The sequence below is a fragment of the Aromatoleum diolicum genome, from assembly GCF_012910955.1.
Taxonomy (GTDB): domain Bacteria; phylum Pseudomonadota; class Gammaproteobacteria; order Burkholderiales; family Rhodocyclaceae; genus Aromatoleum; species Aromatoleum diolicum.
The window spans coordinates 82,761-103,488 of sequence record NZ_WTVQ01000009.1; the positions used below are offsets into that span (position 1 = coordinate 82,761).

Consider the following 20,728-nt stretch of genomic DNA (forward strand, 5'->3'; position numbering starts at 1 on the left):
TCTTCCCGGCCGAAACTTTCCAGCCCATTCACGTCACAGACTCGCCCCAGTCGGCGCACTTGCGCTCCAGCGTCTTGCGCGAAACCCCGAGGCGCCGCGCCGCTTCCGACTTGTTGCCGCCACAGGCATCGAGCATGTGCAGGATGTGGCGCTTCTCCACCTCGTCGAGCGACAGGTCGGCGTCGGAACCCAGCACATCGCCGCGCGCACTCAGCGCATCCACGGGGAATCCGCCGAGAATCAGCGAACGCTCGATGAAGTTGCGCAACTCGCGCACATTGCCCGGCCAGCCGTACGCCGCCAGCTGCGCCAGCAAGCCGTGCGACAGGGCCAGCGGCGCCACGCCGAGCTGCAGGGTCAGCAGATTCATGAAATGGCGCGCCAGATCCGGAATGTCCTCGGCGCGCTCGCGCAGCGGCGGAATCTCGATATCGACAACGGCGAGACGGAAATACAGATCCTGGCGGAAACGCCCCGCTGCCACTTCGGCGGCAAGCTTGCGGTTCGACGCCGCGACGATGCGCACATCCACGGGTACTTCGCGCTCCGACCCCACCGGCCGCACCTTGCGCTCCTCCAGCACGCGCAGCAGGCGTGTCTGCAGCGCCAGTGGCAATTCACTGATCTCGTCGAGGAACAGCGTGCCGCCATGCGCATAGTAGAACAGCCCGTTGCGGCTTTCCGTGGCACCGGTGAACGCCCCCTTCAAGTGCCCGAACAGCTCGCTTTCGATCAGCTCGGCGGCGATCGACGCGCAGTTTACCGGCACGAAGGGACGCTGCGCACGCGGGCTCATGCGGTGCAGCGCGCGCGCCGCGACTTCCTTGCCGGTGCCCGATTCGCCCAGCAACAGCACCGTGCTGGGCATCTGCGCAACGCGGCGCAACACCGCGCGCAGGCTCTCCATCGTCGCCGAATGTCCCACCAGGCCCTCGACGTCGGCGCTGAGTCCCGCCAGTTCGCGCCGCAGGATGAAGTTCTCGCGCGCCAGGTGGGCGCGCTGGAAGCAGTTCTTGATCGAATTGAGGATCTGGTCGACGCGGAAGGGCTTGAGGATGAAATCGGATGCGCCACCGCGCAGCGCATTGATTGCGGTATCGAGGTCGGCGAAGGCCGTGATCAGGATCACGTCGCCGGCGAAGCCGTGTTCGCGCAACTGGTGCAGCCAGTCGAGACCGGACTTGCCCGGCAGCGCGATGTCGAGGATCAGCAGGTCGAAATGCAGGCGCGCCATCAAGCGCATCGCGTGTTCGGCATCCGGCGCCGTCTCGACCAGGCCGCAACGCGGCTTGAGCGCCCGCTCGAGAAAGCTGCGCATGCCTTCCTCGTCATCCACGACGAGGACGGAATGGGCCTGCCAGTTGAACTCCGCGGAGCTGGCGGGGTTACCGGCCAGTACCTCACGCTCGTACTGCACCATAGGTCTTTGTCCTGAAATTCAGCCTGTGCGCGGTCTGCTTGAAATTTGTAACAAAATCATAATAACGACGCCAGACCTCCGGACCGCGTGCATAAATCACCAACGACGCAGGAAACCGGGCGCACTCGGCGAGACGTCATAGCGCGCGTCACGCCTCAGCCACAGCGAAAACTCACTGCCTTCGCCGGGGCGGCTATCCACCGTGATGCGTCCGCCATAGCGCTCGACGATGGTGTAGCTGATCGACAGGCCCAAGCCCGTGCCGCTGCCCTTCTTGGTCGTGAAAAAAGGATCGAAGATGTGCGACAGGTCTTCCGCTGCAATGCCGTGACCGCTATCACGCACCCGGATCACGGCACCCGCCAGTGCCCCGTCCTCGAGCCAGTCGGCCGTCACTAGGCCCAGCGAACCGCCGTCCGGCATCGCCTGCAACGCGTTCACCATTAGATTGATCAACACCTGTTGCAGTTCGCTGCGGTTGATCTCGATGCTCGTCGTCGCGCGCAGATCCGTATCGACACCGATCGCGCGCTTGTCGAGGTTGTGACGTGTCAGCAACAGGCAATCGGCCACCACGGCGTTCACGTCGACCGCCTCGGCGTAGCCGGCGAACTCGCCGGGGCGCGCGAACTGCAGCAGTTTCGCGACGATCTGGCGAATGCGGTCGGATTGCTCGTGGATCAGCCGGATCTCGTGGCGCACCGGTTCCGCGGCCGCCCCCAGCACATCCCGCAGCACATCGAGATTGCCCTGGATCACCGCCACCGGATTGTTGATCTCGTGCGCCACGCCAGCGGTCAGCTCGCCGATCGCCGCGAGCTTTTCGCTCATTGCCAATTGCTGCTGCGCGCGCCGCAGCGTCTCGTTGGCTTCGCTCAACTCGGCGGTGCGCTCAGCGACCTTGCGGTCCAGTTCGTCGGCCCAGCGCTGCAATTCCTCGCGCTTCGCCGACAGCGTATCGAGCAACTGGTCGAACTCGCCCGCCAGCCGCCCCAGCTCATCACGGCTCGCCACCTCGCCGACGCGCGCATCCGTCTCGCCCTGTTCGACCCGCTGGATCACCGCGTTCATGCGCTCGATCGGCCGGAACACGCTGCGCGCCCAGCGCAGACTGAGCACCGCCCCGGCCGCGCTGATCGCGATGAACAGTGCGAACAGCGCGCCCATCGCCATGCGCCTCGCGTCACGGAACGGTGCCTCGAGAAAGCCGACGTACAGCATCCCGACACGCTCGCCGCGACCGTCGACGATGGCTTCGTAGCCCGACACGTAATCGTCGTTCACAACGAAGGCCGTACCGTGCCACATCTCGCCACGCCCCAGCACCCGATCGCGCACCGCCTGCGACACGCGCGTGCCGAGCGCCCGCGTGTCGCCGAACAGGCGCACATTGGTGGCGATGCGCGTGTCGTCGAGGAAAAGGGTGGCGGTGCCGCGGCTGCCGAGCGGCAGCGAACCGTCGCGATAGACGATGGCATTGATGCGGTCGACCATCTCCAGATTGCCGTTGAGCAGCACACCGCCCTCAAGCACACCCACGAGCCTGCGCTTGTCGTCATACACCGGTGCGGCCGAGTGGATCACCAAGCCGCGGTCCTCGGCGGTGCGCGCATCGGGGGCCGCCGCGCGGGTGTCCACCAGCGGCAACCAGGCGCGCTCGCGCAGCTCCGGCGACAGGGTCGCCAGCGCCATTGCCGGAAATTGCTCGACCGTCGTCAGCGCCGAGCCATTCAATGCAGCCATCACCACGGGCCAGTCGCTGCGTGGCGGCACGGTCTCGGGCAGCGCACGCGACGCTGCCAGCGGACGCCCTTCGCGGTCGAGCAGCAGCAGGAAATCGAGACGCCGTCCGGGCGCCAGCTCCGCGAGCAACGCCGACATCGCCCCGGGCGAAGTACCGAGTCGCCCTGCCAGCTGGTGCGACTCGGCGAGGGACTGGACCTCGCGCCCGACACCGATGCGCACACTGTCGAAGTACTCGTGGGCAGTGACGAGGTCGGAACTGATCTTGAAATTGAGGAGGCGCTCGTAGGCCTCGTCGCCCCAGGTCCACACCAGTCCCAGCAAGACCGGGACCCCCACCAACAGCGGGGCGAGAACCAGCACCAGGAGCTTGGCGCGGACCGAACGCTCCAGCCGCTCGGCCCAGCGCCTCTGCGACGTCCGCACGCCGGCGCGCGTCGCAGTTTGCGACACCGCGGGTGCCTAGCGGCGCACGATCAGCTCGCGCAGGCGTGCGATGCGTTCCTGCGTCGACGGGTGGGTCGAGAACAGTCCGCGCAGGCCGCCGCCAGCCAACGGATTCATGATCATCATCTGCGCCGTCTCGGGATGCGCCTCCGCGGCATGCATCGGAATGCCGCGCGCGTAGGCATCGATCTTCGCCAGCGCGCTCGCGAGTGCGTCCGGATCACCGGAGATTTCCGCGCCGCCGCGGTCGGCACCGAACTCGCGGGTGCGCGAGATCGCCATCTGGATCACCATGGCGGCCAGCGGTGCCATCACCATCACCAGGATCTGCAGCACCATGTTCGGGCGCTCGTCGTCACGGCTGCCGCCGAAGAACATGCCGAACTGCGCCAGCATCGAGATCGCACCGGCAACCGTCGCCGAAATCGTCGAGATCAGGATGTCGCGGTTCTTCACATGCGCCAGCTCGTGCGCCATCACGCCACGCAACTCGCGCTCGGACAGCATGCGGATGATGCCCGTGGTCGCCGCCACCGCCGCGTTGTCAGGATTGCGGCCGGTTGCAAACGCGTTCGGCTGCGCCTCGTCGATGATGTACACCTTGGGCATCGGCAGCTGCGCACGCGTCGCCAAATCGCGCACCATGTTGTACAGATAAGGCGAGCTGGTCTCGTCCACCTGGCGCGCGTTGTACATCTTCAGCACCATCTTGTCCGAAAACCAGTAGGCCCACAGGTTCATCGCACCGCCGAACACCAGCGCGATCAACATGCCCTGCTGGCCGCCGAGCATGGCACCCACCGCACCGAACAGGGCGACGATACCCGCCATCAGGATGGAGGTTTTGACCCAGTTGCCGAACATTTTCCGTTTTTCCTCTCAAGTCATTACAGGACATCTGCCCGCTAGATGGGGCATTTTCGACAGGATTCAATCGGCTGCCGACGAGCGCATGGCAACGCGGCCGCGTTCCCGCGGCGTGCCCCCTTGCTCAGGCTGAAGCGCGATCAAGCCGCAGCGAATGCGAAGCGTTCGCCTGCAATGACCGGAAATCCGCGCAGAAATTCCCCCGCCGGCAGACGACGGCTACCCGGCTTCTGCATTTCGATCAGGCGTAGCGCCTGTTCGCCGCAGGCCACCACGACGCCCCCATCGTCAGCCGCCAGCACCGTGCCCGGCTCACCGTGTCCGGCAACCACCTCGGCGCGCCACACCTTGACCGGCACCTCGCGCAAAGTCGCGACCGCCCCCGGGAACGGGTTGAACGCGCGCACCGCAAACGCGAGCTCGGCCGCGGGACGCCGCCAGTCGATCGCCGCCTCGGCCTTGCCGATTTTCGCCGCATACGTTACGCCTGCGGCGGGCTGTGGCGTCGCTGCGAGACCACTCTGCGGCAGCAGGCGCAAAGCCTCGACGATCATCTGCGCGCCCAGCACCGCCAGACGGTCATGCAGCGACCCAGTGGTGTCGTCCGCGCCGATCGGCAGTGCACGTTTCATCAGCATCGGCCCGGTATCCAGGCCTTCGTCCATCTGCATGATGGTGATACCGGTCTCCGCATCGCCCGCCTCGATCGCGCGATGGATCGGCGCCGCGCCGCGCCAGCGCGGCAACAGCGAGGCATGGATGTTGATGCAGCCCAGGCGCGGCAGATCGAGCACCGCGCGCGGCAGGATCAGGCCGTAGGCCGCGACCACCAGCACGTCCGGCGCGCATGCGACGAGCTGTGCGCGTTGCGCGTCGGTACGCAGCTTCTCCGGCTGATCGACGGCGATGCCATGCGCCAGCGCGACCTGCTTGACCGGACTCGGGTTCAGCTTCATGCCGCGTCCAGCCGGGCGATCGGGCTGGGTCAGCACCAGCGGCACCGCAAAACCCGCCGCGATGATGGCCTCCAGCGCCGCCGCGGCGAACTCCGGCGTCCCCGCAAAGGCCACGCGCAAGGGCGCGGCCGTCACGCGGTGATCCGCGCTTTCTTGGCCAGTCGCGTCTTGATGCGGCCCAGCTTGAGCGGCGACAGGTATTCGACGAATACCTTGCCATTCAGATGATCGATTTCGTGCTGAATGCACACCGCCAGCAGATCGTCGGCTTCCAGCTCGAACGGCCTGCCCTGCGTATCCACCGCACGCACGCGCACGTACTCGGCACGACACACCGTCTCGTAGATGCCGGGGACCGACAGGCACCCCTCCTCGCCGATGTGCTCCCCCGATTTCTCGAGGATTTCGGGGTTGATGAACACTTGCAGCGCGGATCTGTCCTCGCTGATGTCGATCACCACGACGCGCTTATGCACGTCGACCTGGGTCGCGGCGAGCCCGATCCCGGGGGCCTCATACATGGTTTCGGCCATGTCCTTGATCAGTTGACGGATCGAATCATCCACGTCGGAAACGGGAGTCGCGCGGGTATGCAGGCGTGGATCGGGATAGCGAAGAATCGGTAATAGCGCCATAAATGCTTGCCGGGTTAAGTCATTACGTGCAGAATTTCAAGTGCTTTGGCATGCCGTCGGACCTACCCCGGCATTCGAATCGAGTCTGTGGATTGGACCCTCGTCCGGCGGGTGGCGTTCCGGTAGCACGAGAATCCCGTCTGCTCCAATCGGAAGCGAGCAATGACCCGCATTATATTCCCTCTCCTGTTCTGCGTTGCGACCCTTCTCAGCGCCCCCTCGGTCGCTGCACCGGCGGCTCTGGCAGACGACGCACCCGACAGCCACACGGTAGTGCGCGGCGATACGCTATGGGGTATTTCCGGACGCTTCCTCAAGGAGCCGTGGCGCTGGCCCGAAGTCTGGAAGCTCAACCGCGACCAGATCCGCAACCCGCACCTGATCTATCCCGGGCAGGTCATCCTGCTCGACCGCAGCGGCCCCTACCTGTCGATCGGCCGGCGAGTCGGCGACCAGAAACTGCAGCCGCAGGTGTACACCGACGGCGGCGAGAGCGCCGTCGCCAGCATCCCGATGCAGGTCATCGAACCCTTCCTGACCCGCCCTCTGGTCATTGACGAAGCCCGCCTCGCCGGGGCCGGCACCGTCGTTGCGACCGAAACCAGCCGCGTCTATACGGGCCCCGGGGACACCATCTTCGCGAAAAACCTCGGCTCCGAACAAGGTGTGTGGCAAGTCTTCCGCCCCGCCAAGGCACTGACCGATCCGGTGACCCGTGAAGTGCTCGGCTACGAGGCAGCCTTCCTCGGCACCGCCCGTGTTACCGAGTCGGGCACGCCGGCAACGCTTGAAATCGTCGATGCCGTCGAGGAGATCGGCACCGGCGACCGCCTCGTGCGCAGCGAGAATCCCGAGATGTTCTCGTTTGTGCCGCATGCGCCGCAATCCGACGTTTCCGGCCGCCTCATCGGCATCTACCGCGGCGTCGCCGAGACCGGGCGCAATCACGTCGTTACCCTCAACGTCGGCAGCCGCGACGGCCTCGAGCGCGGTCACGTGCTCGCACTCCACCGCAACCGCGGCGCCGTGGTGTACAAGGACGAAGAAGGCAACAAGGAAAACTTCACCCTGCCGGAGAAGCGCTACGGGCTGGCTTTCGTGTTCCGCGTGTTCGACCGTGTCGCTTACGCGCTGGTGATGGAAACCGACGGCCAGGTTGCCGTCGGCGACAGCGTTCACAAGCCCTGACGCTGCCTGTCCGTGGAGGACGATCTCGCGGCCTGGCTGCGGCTGACCCTCCTCCCCGGCGTCGGGCCTGAACGCCAGCGCAGCCTGCTCGCAGCCTTCGGCCTGCCCGAACACATCTTCGCCGCCAGCCGCAGCGCCATTCTCGCGGTGGTCGGCGCCGAAATCGCCGACCTGCTGCTCGCGCCTCCTGATCAGGCCCGCATCGACGCCGCCCGTGCGTGGGCCGCGGAGCCCGGTAACCACATCATCACGCTGGCCGACCCCGACTACCCGCGCGCGCTGCTGGAAATCGCCGACCCGCCGGTGCTGCTTTACGTCAAGGGCGATCCGGCGCTGCTCGCCACCACCGCGCTGGCGCTCGTCGGCGCACGCTCGGCCACTCCCGCCGGCGTCGCCAACGCCGAGGCTTTCGCCGGCAGCCTTGCCGCCTCGGGACTCACCATCGTCAGCGGCATGGCGCTCGGCGTGGATGCCGCCGCACACCGCGGCGCACTGGCACAGCCCGACGGCAAGACCATTGCGGTCATCGGCACCGGCGCCGATCGCGTTTATCCCGCGAAGCACCAGGCACTGGCACGCGAAATCGCCGCACGCGGTGTCATCATCAGCGAGTACCCACTGGGAACCCCAGCCCTGCCGCACAACTTCCCGCGCCGCAACCGTCTCATCGCCGGGCTGAGCCGCGGCGTGCTGGTCGTGGAAGCCGCAGTCGGCAGCGGCTCGCTGATTACCGCGCGGCTGGCGACCGAATGCGGACGCGAGGTGTTCGCGATTCCCGGCTCGATCCACTCGCCGCTGGCCCGTGGCTGTCACCGCCTGATCCGCGATGGCGCGAAACTGGTCGAAACCGCCGCTGACGTGCTCGACGAGCTCGCCTGGGCGAGACCACCGGAAAGCCCCCGCGACACCCCCAAGCGCGCCACCACGCGCCGCAGGGTTGGTGCCGACAGCGCATCCGCGCCCCTATTCACCCCGCCAGCGGCAGCCGTCGATATGCCGCCCCAGCACGCCGCCGTGCTTGCCGCGCTTGGGCATGATCCGCTCGACATCGACACCCTGACCGCGCGCTGCGGCTTGACGCTCGATGCGCTCTACGCCATTCTGCTTGCGCTGGAACTCGACGGACAGGTGGGCCGACTGCCGGGCGGACGTTTCCAGCGCCTCTGAATTGATGGTGTGCCGCCATGTTCGACATCCTTGTTTACCTCTTCGAGAATTACGTCCACGCCGCGGCCTGCCCCGAAACGGCCCAACTCGCGCGCAAGCTCACGGCGGCCGGTTTCGAGGAAGATGAAATCACCGAGGCACTGGACTGGCTGTCGGGCCTGCGCAGCATTTCCGACGCCTCGCCGCTGGCCGTCCTGCCACACCCTGGGGCGATACGCATCTACGCCCCCGAGGAACAGGCCCGGCTGAACACCGAATGCCGCGGCCTGCTGGCATTTCTCGAAAACGCCGGCGCCCTCGACGCGGCCACGCGCGAAATCATCATCGAGCGCACGCTGGCGCTGAATGGTCTCAATGTCGGCGTGAACCGGCTCAAGGTCATCGTGCTGATGGTGCTGTGGCAACGCGAACTGCCGCTCGACAGCCTGATCGTCGACGAATTGCTCAGCGAAGACGCCGACGACGACGCCCGCCTGCCGCAATAGGCAAACCCCGCCGGCTTGCATGCGCGACGGCGGCCTGCTTATCATGCGCCGCTTCTAACCCTCTAAACGAAAGCCTCCAACGGTTTTCCAAGGCAGCCCCACCGGCATGAGCAAGCAACTGATCATCGCGGAAAAACCCTCTGTCGCGCAGGATATCGCCCGCGCGCTGGGCGGCTTCACCAAGGAAAAGGACTACTTCGAGTCCGACGACTACGTGTTGTCGTCCGCCGTCGGCCACCTGCTCGAACTGGTCGTGCCGGAGGAATACGAGGTCAAGCGCGGCAAGTGGACCTTCGCCCACCTGCCGGTGATTCCGCCCGAGTTCGCGCTGAAGCCGATCGAGAAGACCGACGACCGCCTCAAGCTGCTGACGCGCCTGATCAAGCGCAAGGACGTCACCGGCCTGATCAACGCGTGTGACGCGGGACGCGAGGGCGAGCTGATCTTCAACTTCATCGTGCAGCACGCAAAATCGGACAAACCGGTGTCGCGCCTGTGGCTGCAGTCGATGACGGCGACGGCGATCCGCGATGGCTTCGGCCAATTGCGCTCGGCGCAGGACGTCGAAGGCCTGCGTTCCGCAGCCGTGTGCCGCGCCGAGAGCGACTGGCTGATCGGCATCAACGGCACGCGCGCGATGACCGCGTTCAATTCCAAGACCGGCGGTTTCCACCTGACCACCGTCGGCCGCGTGCAGACGCCGACGCTGGCGATCGTGGTCGAGCGCGAACAGAAAATCCGCCAGTTCAAGCCGCGCGACTACTGGGAACTGGAAGCCTCGTTCGGCTGCGCCGCCGGCAGCTATGCCGGGCGCTGGTTCGACGAAGGTTTCAAGCGGCCCGAAGGTGACGAACACGCCACCGCCTTCCGCCTGTGGGACAAGGCGCGCGCCGAGGCGATCAAGGGCAAGTGCGACGGCAAACCCGGCATCGTCAGCGAGGAATCCAAGCCCTCGACGCAACTGTCGCCGCTGCTCTTCGACCTCACCAGCCTGCAGCGCGAAGCCAACGGCCGCTTCGGCTTTTCGGCCCGCGTCACTTTGCAGATCGCGCAGGCACTGTACGAAAAGCACAAGGCACTGACCTATCCGCGGACCGACGCGCGCGCGCTGCCGGAAGACTACGTCGGCACCGTCAAGGACGTGGTCCGCGCGCTGCCCGACGACTACGCGCCGTTCGCCAACGAGATCACCAAGCAGGGCTGGATCAAACCGAACAAGCGCATTTTCAACAACGCCAAGATCTCCGACCACTTCGCGATCATCCCGACCGGGACGGTGCCGAAGAGCCTGTCGGAAGCCGAACACAAGATCTACGACCTGGTCACGCGCCGCTTCCTGTCGGTGTTCTACCCGGCAGCCGAATACCGCATCACCACCCGCATCACCCGCGTCGAGAACGAGGCCTTCAAGACCGAAGGCAAGGTGCTGGTCAATTCCGGCTGGCTCGCGGTGTACGGCAAGGAAGCGGTGAAGGCCGACGACGAAAGCGGCGCGCAGCTGGTTGCGGTACAGCCGAACGAGACCGTGTCGACCGACGACATCCTCGTCAAGGCGCTGGTCACCAAGCCGCCGGCACGCTACAACGAAGCGACCCTGCTGTCGGCGATGGAAGGCGCCGGCAAGATGGTCGACGACGAGGAGCTGCGCGCGGCGATGGGCGAGCGCGGCCTCGGCACGCCGGCGACGCGCGCGCAGATCATCGAAGGCCTGATCGCCGAGCAGTACATCCACCGCGAAGGTCGCGAACTGATCCCGAGCGCCAAGGCATTTTCGCTGATCACGCTGCTGAAGGGCCTCGACGTGTCGGCGCTGACCTCGCCGGAGCTGACCGGCGAATGGGAGCACAAGCTCGCGCAGATGGAGCGCGGCCAGCTGTCGCGGCCGGAATTCATGCGCGAGATCGCCGAGATGGCGCGCGAGATGGTCGAGCGCGCGAAGCGCTACGAATCGGACACCGTGCCGGGCGACTTCGTCACCTTGGCGACGCCCTGCCCGAAGTGCAGTGGCGTGGTGAAGGAAAACTACAAGAAATTCGCCTGCCAGGCCTGCGACTGGAGCGCGTGGAAGATCGTTGCCGGGCGCCAGTTCGAGATCGACGAGATCGAGACCCTGCTGCGCGACGGCAAGGTCGGCCCGCTGACGGGCTTCCGCAGCAAGATGGGACGCCTGTTCAACGCCGAGATCAAGCTCAACGACGACAAGCAGCCCGAATTCGACTTCGGCCAGCCGAAGGACGACGGCGAGGGCGCCGAAGCGGTCGACTTTTCCGCGCAGGAACCGCTCGGCGCCTGCCCGAAATGCGCCGCGCGGGTGTTCGAGCACGGCATGGCCTACGTGTGCGAGAAATCGGTGGGGCCGGAAAAGTCCTGCGATTTCCGCTCCGGCAAGATCATCCTGCAGCAGCCGGTCGAGCACGAACAGATGGTCAAGCTGCTCACCGACGGACGCACCGACCTGCTCAAGGGCTTCGTGTCGACGCGCACGCGGCGCAAGTTCTCGGCCTTCCTGGTACGCGCGGCAGACGGCAAGGTCGGCTTCGAGTTCGAGGTGAAGACGCCGAAGGCCGGCGCGAAACCGAAGGCAGCCGCCGCCGCCCCGGCCGGCAAGGATGGCGAGAAAGCCGTGAAGGCGCCCGCTGCGGCGAAGCCTGCGGCAAAGAAGGCCGCGCCCAAGCGCAGCAAGGAAACCTGAGGGTCGGTCCGGGGAGGGCAGCGCCGCACCCCCTGCGTACGCTGGGCAGGCCACGCGTGCTTGCGGAGCCGGACGCTGGGCAGTCGCGGCCATCCCAACCGGGGCGCGTCAATGCCCGATATGGCTGAGCAGGTGGTGCGCGTCGCTGACCGCTTCCCCGACCAGCACAAAGCCGCGCAACCTGCCATTGAAATCGTGGAACAGGGCGCGTACGCCACGGGCGGTGGCGGTCTCGTGCCATTCCCCGGCAATTGGCGGCGGTTCGCACAATACCGTCGGGCAGCACTCGAGCTGCAGCCGCAGCGACCGCACCTGCCAGCGCAGCTGCGTGTGGCCACCGGTGAGCACGCCGGCCAGCACGCGTGCGCCGGCGTCGATGTCGTCCGACAGGGTGAACAGGCGCCCGCCCATTTCGGCACACTCCCCCAGCGCGAAGATGTCGGGGTCAGAGGTGCACAGCCGGGTGTCGACGACGATGCCACGCCCGACATCGACACCGGCGTCAGCGGCGAGCTGCACGCGCGGGGCGCTGCCGAGTACCGCGATCACGACTTCCGCGTTCAGGCGCGCACCGGAAAGGGTGGTGATTTCAAGCTCATCCAGGCCCTGCTCGATACGCTGAATGCCGTCCTCGAGTCGCAGGCGTACGCCGGCGGTGTGCAGCGCGCCAGCAACACGCTCCGAACAGAGAGCCGGCAGACGGGCCCCCAGCAGACGGCTGCCGGGCTCCAGCAGCGTGACGTCGCAGCCGCCGCGCAACAGATTGTCGGCGAACTCGCAGCCGCTCGCGCCGCCGCCGAGCACGACGACGCGGCGACGGCCCGCGAGTTCGCTGCGCAGGTAGGCGTATTCCGCGAGGCTGCCAACGGTCAGCACGCTGGTGACACCCGTGCCTCGAATGCTGGCGGGGCGCCGCGGTTCGGCGCCGGTCGCGATCACCAGCTGCCCGTAGGCCAGGTCGGCGGTATCGGTCCGCAGGATGTGGCGCGCGCGATCGATGCGCAGCGCACGGGTGCGCGGAAGGATGCTGGCATCGTAACGGTGGGCCATCTGCTCGACGCTGGCAAGCACCAGCTCGCCGGCGTCGCGCCTGCGAGCAAGCGCACCCGGCAACTGGAACTTGGCGTAGGCCGCCGCGTCGTCGGCGGTGACCATGCAGACGGCCATCCGCCGGTCCACATGGCGCAGCGCACGCAGCAGGCCGTACCCGGCCATCCCTGTTCCGACGATGAGCAGCGGCGCGCCCATGTTGCCTCCCTGTAATCCGGCAAGCCTGAAACTACGCTGCAATCCTCGTCACGGCGCGGCATTCGGTCACACCGGGGTCAGCCCACGCGGATGATGCCTCAGTTCTCGAGCAGGCTGCGCAGCATCCATGCCGTCTTCTCGTGCACCTGGATGCGCTGCGTGAGCAGGTCTGTGGCCACGTTTGCCGCAGACTATGACGTTTCGAGCACTTCGAGGGGCACGGCGCGACCGATGGGCCGCACGCCCGGCAGCTCGCTCTCGAGGATCGCGGTACGCAGCACGTCGATGGCACCGCTGCGCGGGTAGGTAACACGCCATGCCAGGGCGACGCGACGCGACGGTTCGGGTTCGGAGAACGGGCGCACGGCGACCAGCGTGTTCTGCGTGGGCAGATCGTCGGCGGCGGTGCTGGGCAGTACCGTGACACCGAGGCCGGTGGCGACCATGTGGCGGATGGTCTCGAGTGAGCTGCCCTCCAGCGTGCGCTGCAGGCCGCTGACGTTGCGGCAGTGCGGGCACACTTCCAGCACCTGGTCGCGGAAGCAGTTGCCGGCGCCAAGCAGCAGCAACTGGTCGTCGGCGAGTTTCTCCGGATCGATGCGCGCCAGGGCGGTCCACGGGTGGGTGGCGGGCATCAGCACGCGGAAGGGTTCGTCATAGACCGGCTGGGCAACGATGCCGGCTTCCTCGAAAGGCAGCGACAGGATGATGACGTCGAGTTCACCGCGCTTGAGCGCTTCGAGCAGCCGCGTGGTGTAGTTCTCGTGGATGATCAGCGGCATGCGCGGCGCCAGACGGTGCACGCGCGGGATCACCCGCGGCAACAGGTAGGGCGCGATGGTGTATATCACCCCCAGGCGCAGCGGACCGGACAGCGGATCCTTGCCGGCAGCGGCAATCTCGTGGATCTGCGCCGCCTCGAGCAGGACTTTTTCGGCCTGCGACACGATGCGCCGGCCGGTTGCGGTGATCTTGACCTCGGTGGCGCTGCGCTCGAACAACTGCACGCCGAGTTCGTCCTCGACCTTCTTGATGGCCACCGACAGGGTCGGCTGGCTGACGTGGCACTTTTCCGCCGCGCGTCCGAAGTGGCGTTCGTGGGCAAGTGCGATGAGGTAGCGAAGGTCGGTAAGGGTCATGGAGGCAGGCGTCCCGATCTGCGTTGCATGGGAGTTCGGTGACGATGTTACTCCGCCTGCGCACAGGCGCACACCCGGATCGGGCCGGTCGGAGCATCAGGCGATATACTGTTTCGAAACATCTCCCGCATCGCCGGGAATAGAAGAACTATCCACCTCATGACATTTCTTCGCTTATCCCGTTATCTGCTTGCGACCGCATGGACGGCCTGCTGTTCATTGGCGGTGGCGCAGACCAATGATTCCGAGTCGCCGTATTTCGACGCGTTGCCGGTGGTCCTGACGGTGTCGCGCATGCCGCAGCCGCAGCGCGAGGCACCGGCGTCGATCACGGTGATCGACCGCGACCTGATCCGTGCCACCGGCTACCGCGACATCGGCCGGCTGCTGCGCCTGGTGCCGGGCATGCAGGTGGCGCAGGAGGGTGGCAATGACCAGTGGGTGAGCTACCACGGGCCGGGCACCGACTATCCGAAACAGATGCAGGTGCTGGTGGACGGGCGCGCGCTGTATTCGCCGTATTTCGGCGGCGCCTTCGCCGGCGCCTTGCCGCTGGCGATCGAGGACATCGACCGCATCGAGGTCGTACGCGGAACGGACGCCGCCTCGTACGGTTCGCAGGCCTTCGACGGGGTCGTGAATATCATCACTCGCCATACCGCCGAGGAGACCGGCAGTTCGGCGGCTGTGCGGCTGGGCAGCGGCGGGCTTGCGGGCGCCGGCGCTCGCGTGGTGGCGCGACAGGGCGCCCTGGGCATGCGCGTGAGTGCCCAGCATGAACGCGACGACGGCATGGCGGGCCTGCACGACGGGCGCGTCATCAGCCGCGTCAACGTGCGCGGCGACCTTCAGCTTGGTGCACGCGACGAACTGACCCTGGTTTCCGGTCTGGTCGACAGCGAACGCGAAAAGGGTTATCCGAACACGCCCCTCAACGGCAACCCGGAGCGCGAGGCCAGCGCCGAGAGCCAGTTCGTACAAGTTCGCTGGCGTCACGCCCCGAGCAGCGAGGAGGAATTCATCCTGTCCGCGTATTACACGCGCGACCGGGCGCGTGACGATTGGCTGGCCAGTACACGCGGCTTCCAGCCCCTGATACCGCTCCTCGCCATTCCGGTCGATGAGGACAACACGACGCAACGCCAGAACGTGGAATTTCAGCATCACTTCGCACCCGTTGCGGGGCTGCGTGTCGGCTGGGGCGGTGAATGGCGGCGCGATCAGATGAATGCGCCGTTCCTGTTTCATGGCGAGCCGAAGCAGGCGGAGGAAATGCGGCGTCTCTTCGGCAACCTCGAATGGCGGGCCGACCCCGCATGGCTGCTGAATGTCGGCATGATGGCCGAGCGCGCGCAACACGATCGCACCCGATTCGGGCCGCGCATCTTCGTGAACTGGCTGGCGGATGCGGCACAGACCTGGCGCGTCGGCTATTCGCGCGCCTACCGTCAGGCGAATGTGTTCGACCGGCGCAGCGATGTGCGGATCTTCCTGCCCGGCACGAACCTGGTGCTGCAACAGCGGCACGTTCCCAACCCCGACATCGAGCCGCCGCGCATCGATGCTTTCGAACTCGGCTTTCTGGGCCAGCTGCCGGACGGGCGGGCGAAGATCGACGTGCGGTTGTTCCACGAACGCGTCAGCGATCAGATCCGCCGCACGCCGACCTTCGTTGCACCGACGAATCCCCTTCAGGCAAGGGTGCAGGCGCTGTTGCCGCCTTCACGCTGGACCAACCGCGACGATGCGATCAAGGTCGAGGGCGTGGAGTACCAGCTCGAGGCGCGTCCGTGGGAGGGTGGCCGCATGCTCTTCAGCCACACGCTGATCCGCGCGCGCTCGAGCGACGAGGCGATCCGCCGCAGTGTCGCGCCCTACACAGCCAGCCTCACCTGGCTGCAGCACGCCGGAGCGTGGCAGACAACGCTTACCGTGCTGCGCATGGGGCCGCTCGACGCGGGAACCGGTTTCTCGCCGGATTTTCGTTACAGCGTGCCGAACTACACCACGCTGGACGCGAGCATCGCGCGCGAATTCCGGCTCGCCAGCGGCCGCAGCGTGGAGCTGCGCCTGACCGGGCTGAACCTGCTCGGACGGCATCAGGAACTGGCGCACTACCCGCTGCAGCGCCTGGCCGGCGACAAGCCGGTGAATCGTGTCGAACCGCAGATCGCGCTGAGCCTGCAGACGGAGTTCTGAAGCGTCGCACGCGCCGGGCGTGAGCCTAGCGTCGTGGGGGCCCGATCTGTTGTCGCGCACGGCGCCCGGGAACGCACGACGCTTACCTGCGTCTACCCCACGGCTTCATGACAATTCGAGGGAATAGCACAATATGCGAAAGACGATTCTTGTCCGCGCTCTGGCCTTGGGCCTTGGCGTCGCGCTCAGCAGCGGATTTGCGATTTCGACCGCGCAGGCCGCCCCTGCGGCGGCGATACCCGCGGCGCAGATGGTGACGCCGAACCGTTTTGGTCTGCCGGACTTCGGCGATCTGGTCGAGCAGGTCGGCCCGGCGGTGGTGAATATCAGCGTGACGCAGAAACAGCGTCCGGCGCCCGACGAAACCGCCCAGGGGCCGCAGCCCGACGATCCGTTCTACGACTTCCTGCGCCGCTTCGGCGTCCCCGTTCCCGGCATGCCGGGACAGCCCGGCCACGGCAACCGCGGCCCGCGTGCCAATCGGGGCGTGGGTTCGGGCTTCATCGTCAGCAGCGACGGCTACGTGCTGACCAATGCGCATGTCGTCGGCGAAGGCGAATCCGAAGTGACCGTCAAGCTGATCGACAAACGCGACTTCAAGGCCAAGGTGGTCGGCATCGACAAGCGCACCGACATCGCGCTGCTGAAGATCGACGCCACCGACTTGCCGATGGTGCGCACCGGCGACGCCGAGCGTGCGCGCGTCGGTGAGTGGGTGGTGGCAATGGGTTCGCCTTTCGGCTTCGACAACACCGTCACGGCCGGCATCATCTCCGCCAAGGCGCGGCGCCTGCCGGACGAGAACTACGTGCCTTTCCTGCAGACCGACGTGGCGATCAATCCCGGCAATTCCGGCGGACCCTTGTTCAATCTCGCCGGCGAGGTGATCGGCATCAATTCGCAGATCTATTCGCGTTCGGGGGGCTTCATGGGCATCTCCTTCGCGATCCCGATCGACGTGGCGCTGAAGGTCAAGGACCAGATCGTCAAGTACGGGCGCGTGCAGCGCGGCAAGCTGGGTGTGACGATCCAGGGCATGGACAAGGAGCTGGCCCAGTCCTTCGGCCTGACGGAGCCGCGCGGCGCGCTGGTGGCGAGCGTCGAGGCCGACAGCGCCGGCGAAAAGGCCGGCCTGAAGCCGGGCGACGTGGTGCTGGGGGTGGATGGCACGAAGGTTGGCGAATCCGCCGATCTGCCGCGCCTGATCGGCGACAAGCGGCCCGGTACGACGGTGAAGCTGGAGGTCTGGCGCGACGGACGCAGCCGCACGATGAGCGCGACGCTCGGCGAGATGAATCCCGAGACGCTCGCGGAACTGCCCAATGGCGGAGCGCCACGCGGCGAGGATGCGGGCGGCAAGCTGGGTCTTGCGGCGCGCGCACTGACGGGCGAGGAGGCGGCGCAACTGGGGGTGCGCGGCGGCGTGGTGGTGGAGCGCGTCAACGGCCCCGCGGCGCAGGCGGGACTGCAGCAGGGCGACGTGATCCTCGCGGTGAACAACCAGCCGGTGAGCAACGTCCAGACTTTCCGCCAGTTGCTGGAAAAGGCGGGTAACCGCTTCGCGCTGCTGGTGCAGCGCGGTGGTGCGCGCATCTTCGTTCCCGTCAGGATCGGCTGATCGACGAACGTGGAAACCTGCGCCGGGAGCGGAGCTGTCCGCCCCCGGCGTTTTCCTGTCGACCCCGGTATACCGCAGAGGCTATGTGACCTGGGTTACACGGCCATTGGCAATGGAATAAATCATCGTAAACTGCTGTTTGCACAGCGTCAGCACCCGTGCATGCGCCACTGCGGGTCAGACCGGTTTTTTCCAAACACCCAGTAAAGAGAGAGATCACCAATGAAGAAGACCATCACTCATGCCGCGTTCGGCATTCTCGCGCTGTCCCTCACCACGCTCGCTGCGGCGCAGATGAAGCCCGAAGACGCGATCAAGAACCGCCAATCCGGCTATACCTTCATGGCGTGGAACATGGGCAAGATCAAGGCGCAGGTGGTCGACGGCACCGTTCCGTACGACAAGGCGCAGGTCGTCGCCGCGGCCAACGTGATTGCCGCCGTCGCCAACTCCGGCATGGGCGCACTGTTCCCGGCCGGCACCGACAAGGGCAAGGGCTGGAAAGACACGCGCGTGAAGGCGGAGTTCTTCAAGGAACAGGATGAAGTGCGCAAGATCGCGATCAACTACATCGAGCAGACGAACAAGCTGCAGCAGGTCGCCGCGACCGGCGACCAGGCGGCGATCAAGGCACAGTTCGGCGAGACGGGCAAGGCGTGCAAGGCCTGTCACGACAAGTACCGCATCGAGGAATGATCCCGGCCTTGCCGGCATGGCCGGCAAGGTGAAAGGAAGAAAGGCCGCTCCATCGAGCGGCCTTTTTCGTTGCGCTGCCCGATCAGGCCGGACTTGCTGCCGGACGCAGCACCGGCGCCTCGCGGATCGGCAGATTGACGACGGCCGCGGCCGCGGCGAGGGCCATGTCGGCATACCACATCCACGTAAAATCACCGAATTCGGTGATCGCGAGGCCGCCGAGCCAGGCGCCGAGGAAACCGCCGACCTGGTGCGAAAGCAGGGTCAGGCCGAACAGCGTGCCGAGATAGCGGATGCCGAACAGCTTGCCGACGATGGACGCGGTCGGCGGCACCGTCGCGAGCCAGGTGAAGCCAAGGCCGGCGGCGAAGACGTAGAAGGTCATCGCGGTCTTCGGCGCCAGCAGATAGGCCGCGATCAGCAGCGCGCGCGAACCGTACATCGTCGCGAGCACGTACTTGCTGCGGTAGCGCGACACGCAGGAGCCGGCATACAGGCTGCCGGCGATGTTGGCGAGGCCGATGATCGCCAGCGACCAGCTCGCGACCGACGGCGGCAGACCGCACAGGTCGACCTCGCCCGGCAGGTGGGTGACGAGGAAGGCGATATGAAAGCCGCAGGTGAAGAAGCCCGCATGCAGCAGCAGGTAGCTGCGGTCGCCCATCGCCTGGCGCACCGTGCGCCACAGACCGGCGTCTTCGTGCGTCGCGTGGTGCTGCACGCCGGTACCGGAATTGACCAGCACGCGCACCAGCGGCAGCGCGGCGAGCGTCATCAGTGCGAGCGACCACATCGCGCCCATCCAGCCGATGCTCTGGATCAGCTTCTGCAGCACCGGTGCGAACACGAACTGGCCGAAGGAGCCGCCGGCGTTGATGACGCCGGACGCGGCCCCGCGCGCCTCAAGCGGCAGGCGCTGCGCCGCGGCGCCGATCAGCACCGAAAAGCTGCCGGCGCCCGAGCCCATTGCCGACAGCACACCCAGCGACACGACGAGACCGAAGCCCGAACCCATGAAGGGCGTCAGCGCGCTGCCCAGCGCGAGGATGATCAGGCCCCAGACAAGCACTTTGGCGGGGCCGTATCGGTCCGCGACGGCACCGGCAATCGGCTGGATCGCGCCCCACATGAACTGGCCGACCGCCAGCGCGAAGCTGATCGTCGCGATGCCGAGGCCGGTCGAGGTGTTGAGCGGGGAGACGAAGAGGCCCAGCGACTGGCGCGCGCCCATCGTCACCATGAGGATGCCGGCGGCCGAGAGGGTGACGATCAGCGCGGCGCGGGTGTTGAGGGATCGCAGCATCGGATTCTTCTTTCTTGGTCGTTATGGCCGGGTTGGGGAAGGGGGTGCGCCGCCTTATTTCTTGCGCACGAACAGCGTGTGCAGGCTGCGGCCCAGCGCGCCGTCGAGGTCGAACACCGCGGTGGTCACGGTGCCGATGCCGCCCGGGTCGATGATGGTGCGCGCGGACATGCCGAACCACTCGCCCTGCGGGTGGCGGTGCATGTTGATCGTGAGATCCACGGGCACGAAGGTCCAGTGGCGGATGTCGAGCTCGGCGCTGACGCCGTTGGCCGAATCGAGGATCAGCAGCAGGGCCTCGATGCCGTCGGTCGGCTGGCCGGCGACGAGCGGGATGCGCGGGCGTGCCCACACCGTCGCCGGGCCGGGCTCGATGAAGCTGCCGTCGGCGAAGCGCCATTCGAGCGCATCGGCGTAGGGGAAATAGTCGACGCCGTGGAAGAACACCTGCGCCTGCGCCTCGGGCAGCGGCGGTGCGGCGAAGGGGTCCGCGACGGCGACGGCGCTCTCGGGCTTGCGTTCGACGCGCCAGGCGTGGGCCAGCAGGACGGGCTTGCCGCGGACCAGCATCTCGCCCTGGATCAGTTCGATGCGCCGGCCCGGACGCAGCACGCGCACGCGCAGCTCGCACGGCTCGACCGGCACCGGGCCGAGGATCTCGAAGGTGATGCGTGCGATATCCAGCCCGAATTCAGATGGAAAACGGCGCAACGCCTGGGCGAGCAGCGCGATCGGCGGGCCGCCGTGCTGGCTGTCGACGGACCACGGGCCGATCGTGGCCTCGGTGGGCTGGTAGGCGTTGTCGCCGAGCGGCAGGAAGAAGGCTTGGGGAAGCGCGATACTCGTGTGCATGTTCAATACCCTAGCGTATGTGACCCGAAATTTAACCGACTACTTTGGAAACAAAAAGCCGATAATCATTGCT

Annotated in this window: 16 protein-coding genes and 1 pseudogene; 7 read left to right on the top strand and 10 right to left on the bottom strand. The window is 66.6% G+C overall.

Features of this window, described 5'->3' with window-relative positions; all coding sequences use genetic code 11:
- Positions 1–28: 28 nt before the first annotated feature.
- From GPA25_RS07610 to def, 5 genes are all read right to left on the bottom strand, one after another.
- On the bottom strand, positions 29–1,420 hold the full coding sequence (locus GPA25_RS07610; RefSeq protein ID WP_169259771.1) for a sigma-54-dependent transcriptional regulator: 1,392 nt from the start codon (positions 1,418–1,420) through the stop codon (positions 29–31).
- A gap of 96 nt (positions 1,421–1,516) precedes the next feature.
- Positions 1,517–3,616, bottom strand: coding sequence for a sensor histidine kinase (locus tag GPA25_RS07615; RefSeq protein ID WP_343034869.1), 2,100 nt, complete (start codon positions 3,614–3,616; stop codon positions 1,517–1,519).
- Positions 3,617–3,625: 9 nt separating this feature from the next.
- Complete coding sequence (htpX, locus tag GPA25_RS07620) at positions 3,626–4,474, bottom strand: zinc metalloprotease HtpX (RefSeq protein WP_169259772.1); 849 nt, start codon at positions 4,472–4,474, stop codon at positions 3,626–3,628.
- A 143-nt stretch (positions 4,475–4,617) separates the two neighbouring features.
- Positions 4,618–5,568: a methionyl-tRNA formyltransferase gene (gene fmt / locus GPA25_RS07625; protein ID WP_169259773.1), complete on the bottom strand. Its 951-nt coding sequence runs from the start codon at positions 5,566–5,568 to the stop codon at positions 4,618–4,620.
- Positions 5,565–6,068: a peptide deformylase gene (def, locus tag GPA25_RS07630; protein WP_169259774.1), complete on the bottom strand. Its 504-nt coding sequence runs from the start codon at positions 6,066–6,068 to the stop codon at positions 5,565–5,567. Before def ends, fmt begins: the two co-directional genes overlap by 4 nt.
- 162 nt (positions 6,069–6,230) lie before the next feature.
- Between def and GPA25_RS07635 the strand changes: the two genes are divergently transcribed.
- From GPA25_RS07635 to GPA25_RS07650, 4 genes are all read left to right on the top strand, one after another.
- Entirely contained in the window at positions 6,231–7,256 is a 1,026-nt protein-coding gene (locus GPA25_RS07635) for a LysM peptidoglycan-binding domain-containing protein (protein ID WP_169259775.1), read from the top strand.
- 12 nt (positions 7,257–7,268) lie between these two features.
- A complete protein-coding gene (gene dprA / locus GPA25_RS07640; RefSeq protein WP_425486369.1) occupies positions 7,269–8,423 on the top strand; it encodes a DNA-processing protein DprA in 1,155 nt (384 codons plus the stop codon).
- Between the two features lie 17 nt (positions 8,424–8,440).
- Positions 8,441–8,908 (top strand): Smg family protein, encoded by a 468-nt coding sequence (locus GPA25_RS07645; RefSeq protein ID WP_169259776.1) that lies wholly within the window; start codon positions 8,441–8,443, stop codon positions 8,906–8,908.
- A gap of 106 nt (positions 8,909–9,014) precedes the next feature.
- Positions 9,015–11,600 (top strand): DNA topoisomerase III, encoded by a 2,586-nt coding sequence (locus tag GPA25_RS07650; RefSeq protein WP_169259777.1) that lies wholly within the window; start codon positions 9,015–9,017, stop codon positions 11,598–11,600.
- 108 nt (positions 11,601–11,708) lie between these two features.
- Here the strand turns inward: GPA25_RS07650 and GPA25_RS07655 are convergent, their stop codons facing one another.
- From GPA25_RS07655 to GPA25_RS07665, 3 genes and pseudogenes are all read right to left on the bottom strand, one after another.
- Positions 11,709–12,848 carry an NAD(P)/FAD-dependent oxidoreductase gene (locus tag GPA25_RS07655; protein ID WP_169259778.1) on the bottom strand — a complete coding sequence of 380 codons (1,140 nt, stop codon included), beginning with the start codon at positions 12,846–12,848 and terminating at the stop codon, positions 11,709–11,711.
- A 98-nt stretch (positions 12,849–12,946) separates the two neighbouring features.
- Positions 12,947–13,018 (bottom strand): annotated as a pseudogene (locus tag GPA25_RS24300) (DNA starvation/stationary phase protection protein); the annotation flags it as partial.
- A gap of 21 nt (positions 13,019–13,039) precedes the next feature.
- Entirely contained in the window at positions 13,040–13,987 is a 948-nt protein-coding gene (locus GPA25_RS07665) for a hydrogen peroxide-inducible genes activator (RefSeq protein WP_169259779.1), read from the bottom strand.
- A gap of 159 nt (positions 13,988–14,146) precedes the next feature.
- Between GPA25_RS07665 and GPA25_RS07670 the strand changes: the two genes are divergently transcribed.
- The 3 genes from GPA25_RS07670 (at position 14,147) to GPA25_RS07680 (ending at position 18,500) form a co-directional block, all read left to right on the top strand.
- Positions 14,147–16,186, top strand: coding sequence for a TonB-dependent receptor plug domain-containing protein (locus tag GPA25_RS07670; protein WP_169259780.1), 2,040 nt, complete (start codon positions 14,147–14,149; stop codon positions 16,184–16,186).
- 133 nt (positions 16,187–16,319) lie between these two features.
- Positions 16,320–17,804 carry a DegQ family serine endoprotease gene (locus tag GPA25_RS07675; RefSeq protein ID WP_169259781.1) on the top strand — a complete coding sequence of 495 codons (1,485 nt, stop codon included), beginning with the start codon at positions 16,320–16,322 and terminating at the stop codon, positions 17,802–17,804.
- Positions 17,805–18,026: 222 nt separating this feature from the next.
- A complete protein-coding gene (locus GPA25_RS07680; RefSeq protein WP_169259782.1) occupies positions 18,027–18,500 on the top strand; it encodes a c-type cytochrome in 474 nt (157 codons plus the stop codon).
- Between the two features lie 82 nt (positions 18,501–18,582).
- Here GPA25_RS07680 and GPA25_RS07685 read toward each other — a convergent pair whose 3' ends face one another.
- Together GPA25_RS07685 and GPA25_RS07690 are read right to left on the bottom strand one after the other, a co-directional pair.
- A complete protein-coding gene (locus GPA25_RS07685) occupies positions 18,583–19,803 on the bottom strand; it encodes an MFS transporter (protein ID WP_169259783.1) in 1,221 nt (406 codons plus the stop codon).
- Between the two features lie 54 nt (positions 19,804–19,857).
- Positions 19,858–20,655: a thioesterase family protein gene (locus GPA25_RS07690; RefSeq protein WP_246265450.1), complete on the bottom strand. Its 798-nt coding sequence runs from the start codon at positions 20,653–20,655 to the stop codon at positions 19,858–19,860.
- Between the last annotated feature and the right edge of the window lie 73 nt (positions 20,656–20,728).

What these genes read in the sequence shown, in the direction of transcription:
- GPA25_RS07610 (WP_169259771.1), bottom strand. Translation starts at nt 1,420, where the DNA reads ATGGTGCAGTACGAGCGTGAGGTACTGGCCGGTAACCCCGCCAGCTCC.
- htpX (WP_169259772.1), bottom strand. Translation starts at nt 4,474, where the DNA reads ATGTTCGGCAACTGGGTCAAAACCTCCATCCTGATGGCGGGTATCGTC.
- def (WP_169259774.1), bottom strand. Translation starts at nt 6,068, where the DNA reads ATGGCGCTATTACCGATTCTTCGCTATCCCGATCCACGCCTGCATACC.
- GPA25_RS07635 (WP_169259775.1), top strand. Translation starts at nt 6,231, where the DNA reads ATGACCCGCATTATATTCCCTCTCCTGTTCTGCGTTGCGACCCTTCTC.
- GPA25_RS07645 (WP_169259776.1), top strand. Translation starts at nt 8,441, where the DNA reads ATGTTCGACATCCTTGTTTACCTCTTCGAGAATTACGTCCACGCCGCG.
- GPA25_RS07650 (WP_169259777.1), top strand. Translation starts at nt 9,015, where the DNA reads ATGAGCAAGCAACTGATCATCGCGGAAAAACCCTCTGTCGCGCAGGAT.
- GPA25_RS07655 (WP_169259778.1), bottom strand. Translation starts at nt 12,848, where the DNA reads ATGGGCGCGCCGCTGCTCATCGTCGGAACAGGGATGGCCGGGTACGGC.
- GPA25_RS07665 (WP_169259779.1), bottom strand. Translation starts at nt 13,987, where the DNA reads ATGACCCTTACCGACCTTCGCTACCTCATCGCACTTGCCCACGAACGC.
- GPA25_RS07670 (WP_169259780.1), top strand. Translation starts at nt 14,147, where the DNA reads ATGACATTTCTTCGCTTATCCCGTTATCTGCTTGCGACCGCATGGACG.
- GPA25_RS07675 (WP_169259781.1), top strand. Translation starts at nt 16,320, where the DNA reads ATGCGAAAGACGATTCTTGTCCGCGCTCTGGCCTTGGGCCTTGGCGTC.
- GPA25_RS07680 (WP_169259782.1), top strand. Translation starts at nt 18,027, where the DNA reads ATGAAGAAGACCATCACTCATGCCGCGTTCGGCATTCTCGCGCTGTCC.
- GPA25_RS07685 (WP_169259783.1), bottom strand. Translation starts at nt 19,803, where the DNA reads ATGCTGCGATCCCTCAACACCCGCGCCGCGCTGATCGTCACCCTCTCG.
- GPA25_RS07690 (WP_246265450.1), bottom strand. Translation starts at nt 20,655, where the DNA reads ATGCACACGAGTATCGCGCTTCCCCAAGCCTTCTTCCTGCCGCTCGGC.